The following is a 14,109-nucleotide window of genomic DNA, read 5'->3' as shown; positions in this document are numbered from 1 at the left end:
GACACACCCCCAATTGAAACGCCACCGAAAAAATCAATGATTGACTCTGTTATTGTTCACCTGCCGCACCGTGCTCTGATATCCGTCTCCGGTCCTGACTGGGCGTCATTTCTGAAGGGGCTGTGCACGGCGCATATCGACCCTTTGGCCGAGGCGGCAAACAAGGGGGAATTCCTTAAACCGTACTATGGGGCTTTTCTGCGGCCTCAGGGAAAAATGATCTGCGACGCCCTGCTGCACGCGGTATCGGCAGACGAGGTGCGCATCGATGTCCCCCTATGCGAACGCGACGAGCTGGTCGCCAAATTGAATATGTACCGGCTTCGCGCCAAGGTGACAATTGCGCCGCTCGACCTGCCAGTCCATGTCGCCTTCGGTCGCAATCTGCCAGACGGTTTCATGGCGGACCCGCGAAAATCAATCATTGATTTAAATTTTGGCATGGCCTATGGCTGGACCGGAGAAGCCAGCGACCTCACCGCCTGGACGACCTTCCGGTTTGCGCAGGGCTTGAGCGATCCGGGCCTCGATTTCGCCCGCGACGACCTCTACCCCATCGACGCCAATCTCGATCTTCTCGGCGCCATCGATTTTCACAAAGGATGCTATGTCGGGCAGGAGTTGACATCGCGGATGAAGCGTCGCGGACAGATAAAGAACCGCATATTGCCGTTTCGCTATGCGGGGAATCGTTCACCGGGGGCCGGAGCGGAGGTTCTGAGCGGCGAACGCCGTGCCGGCCATGTGCTGGCGGCCGAAAACGGCCTCGGTCTCGGGCTGATACGGGTCGACCGGCGGTTTGGCGCCTTGTCGGCAGATGACACGGAACTGGTCCTTCATATCCCGAACTGGATTGCGCCTCACCTGCCGGAAATTGACGCGGCAGGTGTATAAACACAGGTAATATATCGCCGATATTACATGAGTAATAACTGACAAGTTATTGAATTATCAGAAGGTTATATAGATGTGTGATAAGCCGCGCTGTTCATGGCCGAAGTCCGATCCGCTTTACTGCGCCTACCATGATGACGAATGGGGTGTGCCGGAATTCGATTCCCGCGCCCTGTGGGAGAAGCTGGTGCTTGACGGGTTTCAGGCCGGTCTCGCCTGGATCACCATTCTGCGCAAACGCGACTCCTTACGAGCCGCCTTTGCCGGCTTCGACCCCGAAAAAGTGGCCCGTTTCGATGATACGGACATTGAGCGCCTCATGAACGATAGGGGCATTATCCGGTCACGCGCCAAGATACTGGCCGCCATAGATAGCGCCCGGCTGACGCTCAACTTGCGCGATCGCGGCATCGCCTTTACCGACTTCATCTGGGAATCCCAGGACCGCACGCCCGTGACCAATCATTTCCGTCACGGAGAGATTCCGACCGAAACCCAGGCCTCACGCGACCTGGCCAAAAAGCTCAAAAGCGAGGGTTACAAATTCTGCGGACCGGTGATCGTCTATGCCTTCATGCAGGCGGTCGGCATGGTCAATGACCATACCGTCGACTGCTTTCGCCATGGCGAGGTTGCGGCCATGGCCAAAAAGGGCTAGCCTTTAGCGGAATTGATTTCGGGGGCCGATATGGAACAGATGTTTTTGCCGTTAAAGCGCTATGCGCAGTTTACCGGCCGGTCCCGCCGCACAGAATACTGGCTATGGTTTCTGTTTCAGGTCATGGCTAGCCTGGTTTTCAGCATCCTGGCCATGATGATCGGCGACATCGCCGTTACGCTGAACCGTCTCTTCTCACTGGCGATTTTGCTGCCGACCCTGGCGGTTGCCGTGCGACGCTTTCACGATATCAACCGGACTGGCTGGTGGGTCCTTTTCCCTATGGCTGTTTTTCTTGTCGCCATGATCGTCTACCTATCGATGAACGGGGCAAACTTCATGAGCCAGATGACGCTTCTCGGCAGTCTCGGGCCAAAGCCAACGCCTCAGCAGATCACAGCCGTTCTGCCGGTTATCCTGTCCATGATGTGGATCCTCCTGGCCTACTTAGCCGCTGCCATAGTGACACTTGTTTTCAATGTGATGGACGGAACACCAGGCCCAAACCGATTTGGACCCGACCCCAAGGGCCGCGGAAACGTCAACGTTTTCTGAGCAGCTTAGGAAGCCCAGAATGTCAAAAGCCCCAGCCATGTTCCGACCGTTTTTCAGATATGCCGAGTTCACCGGCCGGTCCAACCGCGCCGAATTTTGGCTGTTTCTGCTGCTGATGTACCTGTTCCTCGCGGTTCTGGCCGCATTTGTCATAGGCTCAGCCTACCACAATGGTCGTATTGATACTGACCAGGCGCTCTTCGCCTATCTGCGTTGGTCGCCCCTCTACAGCCTGATCAATCTCGCCATGCTGGTTCCCTACCTGGCGGTTGCCGTGCGGCGGCTGCACGACACCGGCCGGTCAGGGTGGTGGCTGGTCATGCCGGTCGTCGTGTCGATGTTGGCTTATGGCGTCGCGTTCGCCGTCAATGGGCCGCAAATTATAAGTTTGATGATGAATATGGTCAGCCAGATGCCAACCGATCCGGCCCTGATGGCCAATCCCCTGACCATTCTCAAGCTGGAATGGCCGATATTCGAACTCATACTGCCGTGGGTGGTAATCCCCAGCGGCCTGGCACAGATCGTCATCTACGTCTTTTGCGCCCTGCCCGGCACACCGGGCCCCAATCGTTTCGGCGTTTCACCCACCTGACTTTTCAATCTGAGGAGACCTCTTATATGTCCAGCGTACCTCTGATGTTTCAGCCCTTGGTTAAATATGTCGACTTCCAGGGACGCTCTCGCCGCTCTGAATTCTGGCTGTGGGTTCTGTTCCGTCTCCTTGTCGGCGCGGTGATGGGGACGATCAGCACCAGTTTCATGCTGAGCGGCATAGATATGAATAGTCACAATCCGGAACAGTTCATGAGCCGTTATCTTCAGATCATGCCGATATTCAGCCTCATCAATCTCGGCCTGCTTCTGCCAACTCTGGCGGTTGGCGTCCGCCGGCTGCATGACATAAACCGTACAGGTTGGTGGCTTGTCATGCCGATTGTCGTGGCCTTCGCCGGCTTGATCCTGTTCTTCATCATCTTCGGCTCGCAGTTTTTCACGGTCCTCGGTTCCGGGGGACAGATGACCGATGCCCAGAGCATGCATTTCGTGGGTCAAATGTTGGGTTCGATGTTTCTGTGTCTCTTTTTGCCCGTCCTGATATCCCAGATCGTCATGCTCGTCTTTTACGTCACGGACGGCACGCCGGGCCCCAATCGTTTCGGCGCCGACCCTAAGGGCCGCGGCCTGCCCGCTACGCCGGAAGTGATGTTTTAACCATAAGGCTTAAGCCTGTTTTCAAGGCTTTCCTGTAGGATGCGGCCAATAGTATCGCGTACTGGCCCATCCCGCAGGATCCCCCAATGCCCCTGTTTTTACAGCCCTTCGTCAAGTACGCCGATTTCAATGGCCGCGCGCGGCGTGCCGAATACTGGCAATGGTGTGCGTTTCAAAGTTTCGCCGGTGTTATTTTCGAAGTCCTGAGAGTCTCCGACGGGAACAAGTTTATCGCCCTATTTCAGGGCCTTTTTTCGCTCGCAATTCTCATCCCGTCCATCGCGGTCGCCGTTCGACGCTTTCACGATACCGACCGGACGGGTTGGTGGTTTTTGTTTGCGCCGGTCGTCGGCACCGTTGCCCTGGTGATCTATCTGCCCGTAGGCGGCGCAACGCTGATCGCCAACTTGCAACAGATGCGCGGCATGGGACCTCAGCCCACGGGGAGCCAGGCCGCATTACTCTTGCACGCGCTTAGTCCCGTGTTCGTGATCATGTTTATCTGGATGGCGGCGGCGACAGTCACCTTCGTCTTCCACCTATTGCCCGGAACGCAAGGCAGCAATCGCTTTGGCCCGGATCCAAAAGGCGATGGAAGCGACATCTCCCGCATATTCGAAGGCCCCGCCCACGAACGCGCCGCACGCGAAAGCCACGACGACGCCAACGTGCCACACACACCCGTGTTCGATTTCAGTCCCGCGGGCAAGACTCAGATGCGGACGGTTGCGCCGGTCATGGAAAGCCCAGCCTATCCGACACGCCCCATGGCCCCGTCCAGCACCGCCGCACGGCCAACCTTCGGGAAGCGCCGCTAGACGACTTTCAGAGAACTGGCATCGCGTGAGGCGCTAAAGGCTCTCAACATTTTCCGCAAAGCGGTTTATGAGCGAGTCACCATGGCCGATTTTAGTTTCGAAACTACCCTGAACGGACGCATATGCGGCGTCGATGAAGCCGGACGCGGACCGTGCGCCGGTCCTTTGTGCGTCGCTGCGGTCATCCTGGACCCGGCGCGCATCCCCGACGGCATAGACGATTCCAAGGCCTTGACCGAAAAGCGCCGCTTCGAATTGGAGCCGCTGATCAAGGAGGCGGCCGTCTGCTGGTCGGTAATCACCATGTCGGTCGAAGAAATCGACTGCCTGAATATTCTGGCCGCCACCATGGAAGGCATGAAACGTGCGGTCGAAGCGCTGGTCCCTTGTGCCGAGCACGCCTTGATCGATGGCAATCGCTGCCCGAAGCTGGCGATTCCCTCCACCGCCGTTATTGGTGGCGACGCGCGGTCCCTTTCGATTGCTGCGGCGTCGATCCTGGCCAAGACTGCGCGCGACCGTATCATGATCGAAATGGATATCGTCTATCCGGTCTATGGCTTCAAAAAGCACAAGGGCTACCAGGCCGGCGCCCATATCGAAGCGCTGCGTCTGCATGGCCCCTCGCCCATTCATCGCACCAGTTGGGCCACCATCCGCGACCTATCGCGTGCGCCCGGCATCCCCGCAGAATAACCCAAAACACGGCCGGATGGGGCAAAAGTGAGTCTTTTCGGACTCACCCGCAAAAAAGTGAATCCGGCCGATTCTTCAACATGGTTAATTTAACCAGCCATTAACTGCGTACTGATTCTAGTGAACGGATTCAGGGACTTACCTGCCCTGCGGCCCCAAACGGGCCCGATACCCGTGTCAGAAGGATCTACGTCTTGCGCAAATCGACCGCTCTCCAGTCTACCCCTGTCATGCAGGCGCCGCTCAAGCTCGACACCATCTATCCCGGTGAGTGCATTGAGGTGCTGAAATCGCTGCCCGACAACAGCGTCGATCTCGTTTTCGCCGATCCGCCCTATAACCTCCAGCTTGGCGGCGACCTGCTGCGTCCGGACAATTCCAAGGTCGACGCCGTCGATGACGATTGGGACCAGTTCGCCTCGTTCGAAGCCTATGACAAGTTCACGCGCGAATGGATGCGCGAATGCCGCCGGGTCCTCAAGGATGACGGCGCCATCTGGGTCATCGGCTCCTATCACAACATCTTCCGTCTCGGCGTCGCCATGCAGGACATGGGCTTCTGGGTGATGAACGATGTCATCTGGCGCAAGAACAACCCGATGCCGAATTTCAAGGGCACGCGCTTCACCAACGCACACGAAACCCTGATCTGGGCGACCAAGGCCAAGGGCCAAAAGCGCTACACTTTCAATTACGACGCCCTGAAAGCGTTCAACGAAGACACCCAGATGCGCTCCGACTGGACCATTCCTCTGTGCACGGGCGATGAGCGCCTGAAGGACGAGAACGGCAACAAGGCGCACCCGACGCAAAAGCCGGAAGCCCTGCTCTACCGCGTCCTGCTGGCCTGCTCCAAGCCCGGCCATGTCGTACTCGATCCCTTCTTCGGGACAGGCACGACCGGCGCCGCCGCCAAGCGGCTCGGGCGCCATTTCGTCGGCATCGAACGCGATCCGACCTATCAAAAGCTGGCGGCTGAACGCATTGCCCGCGTTGTCCCGGCCAAGGAATCCGATCTGGCCGTCATGGGCTCCAAGAAGGCCGAACCGCGCGTGCCGTTCGGCGCCCTGGTCGAAGCCGGCCTTATCCACCCCGGCGATACGCTGTATTGCCCCAAGGGCCAGAAGACCGCCCGCGTTCGAGCCGATGGCTCCCTGGTACATGGCGACCTGTCCGGCTCCATCCACAAGATGGGCGCGATGATGGAACAAAGCCCCGCCTGCAACGGATGGACCTATTGGCGCTTCAAATCGGACGCCGGCTTAAAGCCGATCGACGATCTGCGTTCGCGTATCCGCCAAGGACACTGAGGTCAAAAACATCCCAACACCATGAGCACGGACCGGCGTCCGTGCTCATTTTTTATGCGCATTTCCAGGGTCGTGCGCATCAGACAGCCAGGTCAAAACGTACGGTGACGCAGACCTGGCGGCCCTCGGTCGGGGTGCCGGACCGGGTGTAGTCGGCGACGATCCAGCTTTCGACATTGCGAATGGCAGCACGGACAAAGCCGGCTTCGGCATCCACTTCGCCTGCGGGCTCGCAGTCGGCCAGATGGCCGTAACGCGTGATGGAGCAAACAAGCGTGATGCTTTGCCCCCGATCCACGTCCGTGGCGTCTATGTGGTCGGGGCGATAGCGCGTCTGTTCGGGCCGATAATAGAAAATCAGGTCGGACAGATCGACATAGTCCGCCGCCAAAGCGGGCGAGCCGCCAGCGCACAATAGGCATAACGCCCCTAGCTTCACGAAGCGACGCATAACCGGTTCCCTGCCCGTTTATTTTGTCAGTAGACTACTGAGTTTTGACATTTTTGTCAAAATTAAGCAGGGCGATCTTTTATCTAAACAGATCCAGCTCCGCGCTGGCGTCTTTCAGTTTCAGCGCCTTGGCAAACACCGTTGGCAGGGCTTTTTCGCCGACGGGCATCCACTGCCAGGCATTATTATCGCGCAACAGAACGGCCGCCTCAGCCTCGGACACAGCCTTTACCCACACCTGTTGCGTCAGGGCAAAGTGGGTAAAAACGTGTTCGTAGCTGCCGGCCAGATGCCAGCCCGGGTCCGGCGCGCCATACGGATCGGCCCGCCAGTCGGCGTGTGGCAGGCCCAACATGCCGCCCAGCAATCCCTTGTCCGGCCTGCGCTCGACGATCACCCGGTCACCATTCAGCATGACATAGGCGACACCATGACGTCGTGGTTTTGGCGCCTTGGCCAGCTTGACCGGAAACCGCTCCTGGTCGCCACGCGCCTTCGCCGTGCAGGCCAGGCTTAGCGGGCATTCGCCACAGGCCGGAGATTTCGGCCGACAAATCAGATTGGCCATGTCCATCAGGGCTTGCGGCCAATCGCCGGCGCGCGCCTCATCCACCCACTGCGCCGCCGCTTCTCGTACCAAGGCCTTGCCCGCCGGCAACGGCGTTTCGATGGCATAGAGTCGCGTCATGATCCGCTCGATATTGCCGTCCACCACATTGGCAGGCAGACCGAAGGCGATGGCCGCGACCGCCGCCGCCGTGTAGGGCCCGAAGCCCGGCAGTTTTAGCAGTTCCGTTTCGCTGGCGGGAAAGACGCCGTCATAGTCGCGCACCACGGTCCGGGCACATTCCAGCAGCTTGCGCGCCCGGGCGTAATAGCCAAGCCCCGCCCATTCGGCCATCACCGTGCCGTCCTCGGCCGCCGCCAGGTCACGCACGCTAGGCCACGACTTAAGAAACTTTTCATAATAGGGCGTGGCGTGCGGCACGGTCGTCTGTTGCAACATGACTTCGGACAGCCAGACGCGGTAGGCATCCCGGCTGCCTTCGCGCCATTTCAGCTTTCGGCCATGACGATCGTACCAATCGAGAAGACCGGCCCTTAAACGCGCGACAAGCGCCGTGTCCTTCAGTATAATCGTCAACATGAAACGCGAACTGCCATCCCTGGAAGAATCGGTGCGCATCTTACGCACGACTCGCACTCGGCGTACGCCCAAGGCACCGCCGGCGGTACAAAAACAGGTTCAGCCCCTTCTGAAAAGCCTGCAATCGCGCTTCGAAGCCATGGACGACGGATCGGGCAAGCTGAAAAACCGCTGGAACGAAATTGTCGGCGAAAACCTCGCCAAACTCAGCGAGCCGGTCCGCATCGTCAAGGGCCGCCAATCGACCAGTGGCGCGCTGGAAATACGCGTCGCCAATTCGACCCACGCCACCTTGATCACCCATAATACCTCGACACTCATTGATCGCATCAACCTGTTCCTCGGCGCCAGGACGATTGAGCGCATACGCATCATCCAGGGTGTCATGGCTCAGCCAAAGACGAGGGCGCCTATCGTCCGGCCAAAGCCCTTGTCGGCGCAGGAAGAATTGGGCCTGCAACAATCCCTGGCCGACGTGACCGACGACAAGCTGAAAAAGACGCTGCTGAAGCTCGGGCGCTCCGTGCTCAAACGCGAAAATATGAAGTAAGGCGACGTGCCATATTTACAGCGCAAAGGAACGCTTTAAAAAGGCCGTAGATTACAGGTGCGAGTCCCGGTCGGACTCGGACGCAACCAGACATGTTCCGGGGCTCGAAACTATGCAAACTCTTTCCGTTAAATCCTGCGGCGCCTTTGCCGGTGCGACCGTCCTCGGCCTGGCGCTGCTGACGGGGTGCAGCAAAACCGCATCGACCAGCACGGTCGGCGCCGATGAAATGTCGATGGGCCAGGCCAATGCGCCCATCACCCTGATCGAATATGCCTCGGTCGCCTGCCCCATCTGCGCCCACATCAATGAAACAGTGATGCCGCAGTTGAAGGCCAAATATATCGACACGGGCAAGGTCCGCTACGTCTACCGGCCCATGATGACCGGCGCGCCGACGGTTGCGGCCGCCGGGCACCGCCTGGCCGAATGCGCCGGCAAGGACAAGTATTTCAAGGTCATCGACGCCGTCATGGCCGGCCAGAAGCAGATGTATGTCACCGGTGAAAACGACCAGAACGCCCGCCCGGTCCTGCTCAATATCGCCCAGTCCGTTGGCCTGTCCGAAGCCGATTTCGACAAGTGCATCACCGATCAAGCCGCGCTCAAGCGCCTGAGCGACATCAATGAACAATACCTCACCAAGGATGGCATCACCGGCACGCCGACCTTCTTCGCCAACGGCAAGAAGCTGACGTTGAAAGAAGGCACGATCGCCGATTTCGACGCCGCCTTCAAACCCCTGCTGGCCGGCAAGTAAGGACCTCCCATGTTGAATACGTTACTGAAAATCGCCGGTGTCGGCGCTCTGCTGCTCATGGCCGGGTGCGGAAGCAAGGTCTCGCCTGTCGGTGACGGCGATATGAGCCTGGGGCCGGACAATGCCAAGGTGACCCTGATCGAATACGCCTCGGTGACCTGCGCGCATTGCGCCGAGTTCAACAAGGACGTCATGCCTGAACTGATGGCCAAGTACATCACGCCGGGTAAAATCCGCTATGTCTACCGCGAATTCCTCACCGAACCGCGCGACATCTCGGCAGCCGGTATCCTGCTGGCCCGCTGTTCGGGCAAGGCCAACTATTTCAAGGTCAACGACGCCATCATGCGCTCCCAACAGGAGATGTTCGGCGACGGCACCACCACCAATGCCTTGCCGGTTCTCCAGCGCATCGCCAAGTCTGTCGGCATGACGGAAAAGGAATTCAATAAATGCGTCACCGATCCCAAGGGGCTTGAGCGCATTCAGAACAATGTCGACAAGTACCTGAAGGAAGACGACGTCGAAGGCACGCCGACCTTCTTCATCAATGGCAAGAAGTTCGAACGCAAGACCGGCACGATCGCCGATTTCGACGAGGCCTTCAAACCGCTGCTGGAAGGCAAATAATATGAAGCGTTTGGGGATGGCGATCATCGCCTTTGGGCTTATGGCAGGACAGGCTTTGGCGGCGACGCCAACCCATAAACCGGCGGCAAAACCAGCCGCCCAGGCGGTTGTGAAGCAGGCGGTTATGAAAAAGCCTGCCATCCCCGCCGCCGTCATTCCGGCGACCGCGCCTGGCCTCTTGCCCGATATGAGCCTGGGCAATGCCAACGCTCCGGTGACGGTTATCGAATATGCCTCCGCCTCCTGCCCCCACTGCGCAGACTGGAACAAGGAAAACTGGGCGACCTTCGAGCAGAAATATCTGGCGACTGGAAAGGTCCGCTACATTTTTCGTGAGGTCCTGACCGAGCCCCAGCAATACGCCCTGTCGGCCTTTCTGGTCGGTCGCTGCGCCGTCGCCCAGAGCAAGACGCCCGCCGACGCCACGCCCTATTTCACGGTCGTCCATGCCTTCTTCAACGGTCAGGATACCTATTACAGCAGCCACCAGATCGGTACTGTCTTCGCCGACGTAACAGCCAAGACCGGCATGTCAAAGGCGGCTATTGATGCCTGCATCATGGATGGTCCGGGCTTCAGCGGCTTCATGAATAATATGCGCGCCCACATGGCGGCGGACGGCGTGCGCGGCACGCCAACCTTCTTCGTCAACGGCAAACGTGTCAGCACCTATGAAATGAAGGATATCGAAGCCGCCATCGCCGACGCGTCGAAATAGCTTCACCTCCGCGCCCCTGCCCGGCCCTGTCCACAGAAATCGTCGCCCTTTCCCGCAAAGTGTCTTGACGCCCGCCTTCGTGCTATGAAGGTGGAAGAATCGTCATTGCGCGCCAAAAAGGCGAATTGGGCCCACCTTTGCAGTTTCAGAAGATCAAGCTTTCGGGTTTCAAGTCCTTCGTCGATGCGACCGAGTTTCGCATCGACCCGGGCCTGACCGGCATTGTCGGCCCGAACGGGTGCGGCAAGTCGAACCTGCTGGAAGCCCTGCGCTGGGTGATGGGCGCGACCTCGGCCAAGGCCATGCGTGGCGCCGGCATGGACGACGTCATCTTCGCCGGATCGGATAAGCGCCCGTCGCGCAACTGGGCCGAAGTCACTCTGACAATCGACAATGCCGAACGTCTGGCCCCCCAGCCGTTTACCGACCAGCCGGTGCTCGACGTCGCCCGCCGCATCGATCGCGGCGCAGGCTCGTCCTACCGCATCAATGGCAAGGAGGTGCGCGCCCGCGACGTGCAGCTCTTGTTTGCCGATGCCTCGACCGGCGCCAACTCACCGGCCTTGGTCCGCCAGGGCCAGATTTCCGAACTGATCGCCGCCAAGCCGCAAAACCGGCGGCGCGTGCTCGAAGAAGCCGGTGGTGTTTCCGGGCTGCACACCCGCCGTCACGAAGCTGAACTGCGCCTGTCGGCGGCGGAACAGAACCTGTCGCGGCTGGACGACATCGCCCGCGAACTGGATTCGGCCCTGTCGCGCCTGAAGCGTGAGGCCCGCCAGGCCGACAAGTACAAGAAGATTTCCGCCGAAATCCGCGCCCTGCAAAAGGCAATTCTGCACGCCAAATGGCTTGAGGTCCGCGCCCTCCTTGAAGGCGCGGTCAGCGACATGCAGGCCCAGTCGGCCCGCGTCGAAGCCACAACCCGCGCCGCGTCCGTCGGTCAGACCGCCGCGCTCAAGGCTGCCGAACTCATCCCGCCGCTGCGCGAGGAAGAGGCCGTCGCCGCCACGGTTAATCACCGCTTGAATATCGAAAAGGAGCGGCTCGACCTCGAGGAAAAGCAGGCGGCCTCGGAGATCGAACGGCTGAAAGGCGACATTGCCCGCCTCAGGGCCGACTTTCAGCGCGAAGTCGATCTGTCTTCGGATGGATCGGTGCAGGTCGAACGGCTGCAATCGGGATTGGCCCGTGTACAGGAAGAGATCGCCGCCGCACCGTCACGCGAACCGGAACTGAAAGCCGCGGTCGAAGCGGCCGAAGCCGAACGGGGCAAGGCAGATCACGCCATCGAAATCGTGGCTGCCGAACAGGCGGCTGTGGTCGAGCGCGCCAGGCTGGAGGCCGCCCGCCTAACCGAGGCCAAGTCGCGCTTCGACCGCCTGAACACTCAACTCCAGACCGCTCAGAACGACCGCAAGGCCTTGGGCACCTTCGACTACGGCGCCGTCGAGGGTCTGAAAGCGCAAGCTATGCAGGCGCAGGCCGATCTCGACGCCGGCCGCAAGGCCGTCGAAGACCTAGATGCCGGTCGTGTGGCCCTGATCAATGCCGAGGCCCAGGCGCGCAAAACTGCCCGCGACATCGAAGACCAGCTTGGCCGGCTGACCGCCGAGGCGCGCGGCCTGTCGCAGATATTGGCGGGCAATCGCAAGGACGGCGTCCCTGTCCTCGACCAGGTGCGCCCGGACAAGGGCTATGAACTGGCCCTGGCCGCCGCCTTGGGCGACGATCTCAATCTCAGCCTGTCGAAGAAGGATGTGCAAAGCGCACTGGCCTTCTGGAGCGAAGACTTCGAAAGCCGCGCCCAGCGCATCGACATGGCCGCGCTGGGCGTGACACCGCTAAGCGATCACGTTCGTGCGCCCGATGCCCTCAGCCTGCGCTTATCGACGGTTGGCATTGTCTCGCGCGATGATGGAGACCGCTTGCAAAGCCTGCTGCCGATTGGGGGGCGGCTCGTTTCGCGCGAAGGCGACCTGTGGCGGTGGGACGGGCTGATCGTGCGCGCCAAGGCACCGAAGCCTGCCGCGGTACGCTTGGCCCAACGCACACGTCACGATGAGCTGGAAACGGAAATCGATGGGCTGAAACCCCGGCTTGTCGCCGCCCAGAGCGCCCAGGCCGATGCGGCGAACGCCCAGCGTAGCCACGAAGACGCCCTGCGGACGGCCCGCAATCGCCTACCCGATCTGGAACGCGCCGTTCGTTCGCGCCAGACGGCCTTGGATGAACGCCTGCGCGCCCAGACCCAGTTCGAAGCGCGTCTCGAAGGGCTGGAGGCCACCCTCGCCCGTCTCACCGGCGAACAGGCCGAAGCCAAGGCCGCCTATGACACATTGGTCGCCGCGCAGTCCGATGCCCTGGACACAGAGGGCATGAAGGCGCGCATGAACGCTGCCCGCGCCGAGGCCGACACCTACCGCCAGGCGGTCATGAAGGCGCGCGCCGATCTGGATCAGGATATCCGCGACCGCCAGGCGCGCGAAGGCCGCGAACGGACCTTGACGCGCGAACTGACCGAATGGTCGCGCCGCACCCAGGACTCCGCTGCGCGGCTGCTGAAGCTGGAAAGGGATCAGGAGACCGCGCGCGTCGCGTTGGAGACTGCCCAGTCCGCACCGCGTAAGTTCGAAAGCAAACGCATCGCGCTAATCGATTCGCTGCAAACCGCCGAAAAGCGTCTCAACGAAGCACGCGACAAGCTGAACGCCGCCGAAGCGGAGCGCCGCGACGCCGACATCAATGTCCGCATCCTGGAGCAGGAAGCGTCTGCCGCCCGTGAAGAACGCGCCGGTGCCACGGCCCGCCTGGAAGCCATTCAGGGCAAGGCCGGCGAAATCGAGGCGATGATTCTCGACCAGACCGGCGGATCACCGGACGATCTGGGCAAACGATTGAAGGAAGAGGCCATCGCCACCCCCACCGACGCGTCGGGAGCCGAATCACTTTTGTCCGGCCTGGAGCGCGAACGCGACCAGTTGGGCGCGGTCAATCTGCGCGCCGAAGAGGAAGCCACCGAATACGAAGGCCGTCTCGATACACTCAGCCGCGAGCGCTCGGACCTGACCACCGCCATCGCCAAACTGCGCGACGGGATCGACGAGTTGAATGCCGAAGGCCGCGAACGGCTTCTGGCCGCTTTCGAGATCATCAATGAACACTTCAAGACCCTGTTCGTCACCCTTTTCGATGGCGGATCGGCCGAATTGCGGCTGGTCGAATCGGATGATCCGCTCGAAGCGGGCCTCGAAATCTTCGCCTGCCCACCCGGCAAACGCCTGTCGACCATGAGCCTGATGTCCGGCGGCGAACAGGCGCTGACGGCTACCGCGTTGATTTTCGGCGTCTTCCTGGCCAATCCGGCGCCGGTCTGCGTGCTGGACGAAGTCGATGCGCCGCTTGATGACGCCAATGTCGATCGCTATTGCCGCCTGCTGGCCGAAATGCGCGGGCGTACAAAGACGCGGTTCATCGCCATCACCCATAACCCGGTTACCATGTCACGCATGGACCGCCTGTTCGGTGTCACCATGTCGGAGCGCGGCGTATCGCAGCTGGTCAGCGTCGATCTGTCGCAGGCGGAAGCCCTGGTCGCCGAAAACGTGGCATAAACCGCCGCTGCGTTGAATGATGCCGCAGCGCACGCTAATCTATCCGAACAATTAGCGGCAATTTGCACGATTTTATTCTTAGCTATACCCGAAAAG

The 14,109-nt window shown here is 60.2% G+C and carries 15 protein-coding genes; 13 read left to right on the top strand and 2 right to left on the bottom strand.

The window, feature by feature from the left end; translation table 11 throughout:
• Positions 1-36 precede the first annotated feature (36 nt).
• The 8 genes from ygfZ (at position 37) to AEAC466_RS36350 (ending at position 6,146) form a co-directional block, all read left to right on the top strand.
• On the top strand, positions 37-894 hold the full coding sequence (gene ygfZ, locus AEAC466_RS36370) for a CAF17-like 4Fe-4S cluster assembly/insertion protein YgfZ (RefSeq protein WP_023458818.1): 858 nt from the start codon (positions 37-39) through the stop codon (positions 892-894).
• 73 nt (positions 895-967) lie between these two features.
• The gene (locus AEAC466_RS36365; protein WP_023458817.1) at positions 968-1,552 is read left to right on the top strand and encodes a DNA-3-methyladenine glycosylase I; all 585 of its coding nucleotides are present in this window, start codon (positions 968-970) and stop codon (positions 1,550-1,552) included.
• A 30-nt stretch (positions 1,553-1,582) separates the two neighbouring features.
• Positions 1,583-2,107, top strand: a complete 525-nt coding sequence (locus tag AEAC466_RS43835) for a DUF805 domain-containing protein (RefSeq protein ID WP_023458816.1) — start codon at positions 1,583-1,585, stop codon at positions 2,105-2,107.
• 19 nt (positions 2,108-2,126) lie between these two features.
• On the top strand, positions 2,127-2,702 hold the full coding sequence (locus AEAC466_RS36360; RefSeq protein ID WP_081714654.1) for a DUF805 domain-containing protein: 576 nt from the start codon (positions 2,127-2,129) through the stop codon (positions 2,700-2,702).
• A 26-nt stretch (positions 2,703-2,728) separates the two neighbouring features.
• Positions 2,729-3,322, top strand: coding sequence for a DUF805 domain-containing protein (locus tag AEAC466_RS43830; RefSeq protein WP_052025141.1), 594 nt, complete (start codon positions 2,729-2,731; stop codon positions 3,320-3,322).
• An 86-nt stretch (positions 3,323-3,408) separates the two neighbouring features.
• On the top strand, positions 3,409-4,140 hold the full coding sequence (locus AEAC466_RS43825; protein ID WP_023458813.1) for a DUF805 domain-containing protein: 732 nt from the start codon (positions 3,409-3,411) through the stop codon (positions 4,138-4,140).
• 81 nt (positions 4,141-4,221) lie between these two features.
• Complete coding sequence (locus AEAC466_RS36355; protein ID WP_023458812.1) at positions 4,222-4,836, top strand: ribonuclease HII; 615 nt, start codon at positions 4,222-4,224, stop codon at positions 4,834-4,836.
• A 230-nt stretch (positions 4,837-5,066) separates the two neighbouring features.
• Entirely contained in the window at positions 5,067-6,146 is a 1,080-nt protein-coding gene (locus AEAC466_RS36350) for a site-specific DNA-methyltransferase (protein WP_023458811.1), read from the top strand.
• A 79-nt stretch (positions 6,147-6,225) separates the two neighbouring features.
• Here AEAC466_RS36350 and AEAC466_RS36345 read toward each other — a convergent pair whose 3' ends face one another.
• Both AEAC466_RS36345 and AEAC466_RS36340 read right to left on the bottom strand, forming a co-directional pair.
• Positions 6,226-6,597, bottom strand: a complete 372-nt coding sequence (locus AEAC466_RS36345; RefSeq protein ID WP_155913696.1) for a hypothetical protein — start codon at positions 6,595-6,597, stop codon at positions 6,226-6,228.
• Positions 6,598-6,676: 79 nt separating this feature from the next.
• Entirely contained in the window at positions 6,677-7,744 is a 1,068-nt protein-coding gene (locus AEAC466_RS36340; protein WP_023458809.1) for an A/G-specific adenine glycosylase, read from the bottom strand.
• Here AEAC466_RS36340 and AEAC466_RS36335 point away from each other — a divergent pair.
• The 5 genes from AEAC466_RS36335 (at position 7,743) to smc (ending at position 14,013) form a co-directional block, all read left to right on the top strand.
• Positions 7,743-8,294 (top strand): DciA family protein, encoded by a 552-nt coding sequence (locus AEAC466_RS36335; protein ID WP_023458808.1) that lies wholly within the window; start codon positions 7,743-7,745, stop codon positions 8,292-8,294. The genes AEAC466_RS36340 and AEAC466_RS36335 overlap by 2 nt on opposite strands.
• Before the next feature lie 112 nt (positions 8,295-8,406).
• Complete coding sequence (locus tag AEAC466_RS36330) at positions 8,407-9,054, top strand: DsbA family protein (protein WP_023458807.1); 648 nt, start codon at positions 8,407-8,409, stop codon at positions 9,052-9,054.
• Between the two features lie 9 nt (positions 9,055-9,063).
• Positions 9,064-9,684 carry a DsbA family protein gene (locus AEAC466_RS36325; protein WP_023458806.1) on the top strand — a complete coding sequence of 207 codons (621 nt, stop codon included), beginning with the start codon at positions 9,064-9,066 and terminating at the stop codon, positions 9,682-9,684.
• Position 9,685: 1 nt separating this feature from the next.
• The gene (locus AEAC466_RS0122555) at positions 9,686-10,402 is read left to right on the top strand and encodes a thioredoxin domain-containing protein (protein ID WP_052025140.1); all 717 of its coding nucleotides are present in this window, start codon (positions 9,686-9,688) and stop codon (positions 10,400-10,402) included.
• A gap of 137 nt (positions 10,403-10,539) precedes the next feature.
• The gene (smc, locus tag AEAC466_RS36320; protein ID WP_023458804.1) at positions 10,540-14,013 is read left to right on the top strand and encodes a chromosome segregation protein SMC; all 3,474 of its coding nucleotides are present in this window, start codon (positions 10,540-10,542) and stop codon (positions 14,011-14,013) included.
• The last annotated feature ends 96 nt before the right edge of the window (positions 14,014-14,109 follow it).

The sequence above is a fragment of the Asticcacaulis sp. AC466 genome, from assembly GCF_000495815.1.
Taxonomy (GTDB): domain Bacteria; phylum Pseudomonadota; class Alphaproteobacteria; order Caulobacterales; family Caulobacteraceae; genus Asticcacaulis.
This window is presented reverse-complemented; position numbering and strand designations above follow the sequence as displayed.

What these genes read in the sequence shown, in the direction of transcription:
- AEAC466_RS36345 (WP_155913696.1), bottom strand. Translation starts at nt 6,597, where the DNA reads ATGCGTCGCTTCGTGAAGCTAGGGGCGTTATGCCTATTGTGCGCTGGC.
- AEAC466_RS43835 (WP_023458816.1), top strand. Translation starts at nt 1,583, where the DNA reads ATGGAACAGATGTTTTTGCCGTTAAAGCGCTATGCGCAGTTTACCGGC.
- AEAC466_RS43830 (WP_052025141.1), top strand. Translation starts at nt 2,729, where the DNA reads ATGTCCAGCGTACCTCTGATGTTTCAGCCCTTGGTTAAATATGTCGAC.
- ygfZ (WP_023458818.1), top strand. Translation starts at nt 37, where the DNA reads ATGATTGACTCTGTTATTGTTCACCTGCCGCACCGTGCTCTGATATCC.
- AEAC466_RS36325 (WP_023458806.1), top strand. Translation starts at nt 9,064, where the DNA reads ATGTTGAATACGTTACTGAAAATCGCCGGTGTCGGCGCTCTGCTGCTC.
- AEAC466_RS43825 (WP_023458813.1), top strand. Translation starts at nt 3,409, where the DNA reads ATGCCCCTGTTTTTACAGCCCTTCGTCAAGTACGCCGATTTCAATGGC.
- AEAC466_RS36360 (WP_081714654.1), top strand. Translation starts at nt 2,127, where the DNA reads ATGTCAAAAGCCCCAGCCATGTTCCGACCGTTTTTCAGATATGCCGAG.
- AEAC466_RS36355 (WP_023458812.1), top strand. Translation starts at nt 4,222, where the DNA reads ATGGCCGATTTTAGTTTCGAAACTACCCTGAACGGACGCATATGCGGC.
- AEAC466_RS36335 (WP_023458808.1), top strand. Translation starts at nt 7,743, where the DNA reads ATGAAACGCGAACTGCCATCCCTGGAAGAATCGGTGCGCATCTTACGC.
- AEAC466_RS0122555 (WP_052025140.1), top strand. Translation starts at nt 9,686, where the DNA reads ATGAAGCGTTTGGGGATGGCGATCATCGCCTTTGGGCTTATGGCAGGA.
- AEAC466_RS36350 (WP_023458811.1), top strand. Translation starts at nt 5,067, where the DNA reads ATGCAGGCGCCGCTCAAGCTCGACACCATCTATCCCGGTGAGTGCATT.
- AEAC466_RS36340 (WP_023458809.1), bottom strand. Translation starts at nt 7,744, where the DNA reads ATGTTGACGATTATACTGAAGGACACGGCGCTTGTCGCGCGTTTAAGG.
- AEAC466_RS36365 (WP_023458817.1), top strand. Translation starts at nt 968, where the DNA reads ATGTGTGATAAGCCGCGCTGTTCATGGCCGAAGTCCGATCCGCTTTAC.
- AEAC466_RS36330 (WP_023458807.1), top strand. Translation starts at nt 8,407, where the DNA reads ATGCAAACTCTTTCCGTTAAATCCTGCGGCGCCTTTGCCGGTGCGACC.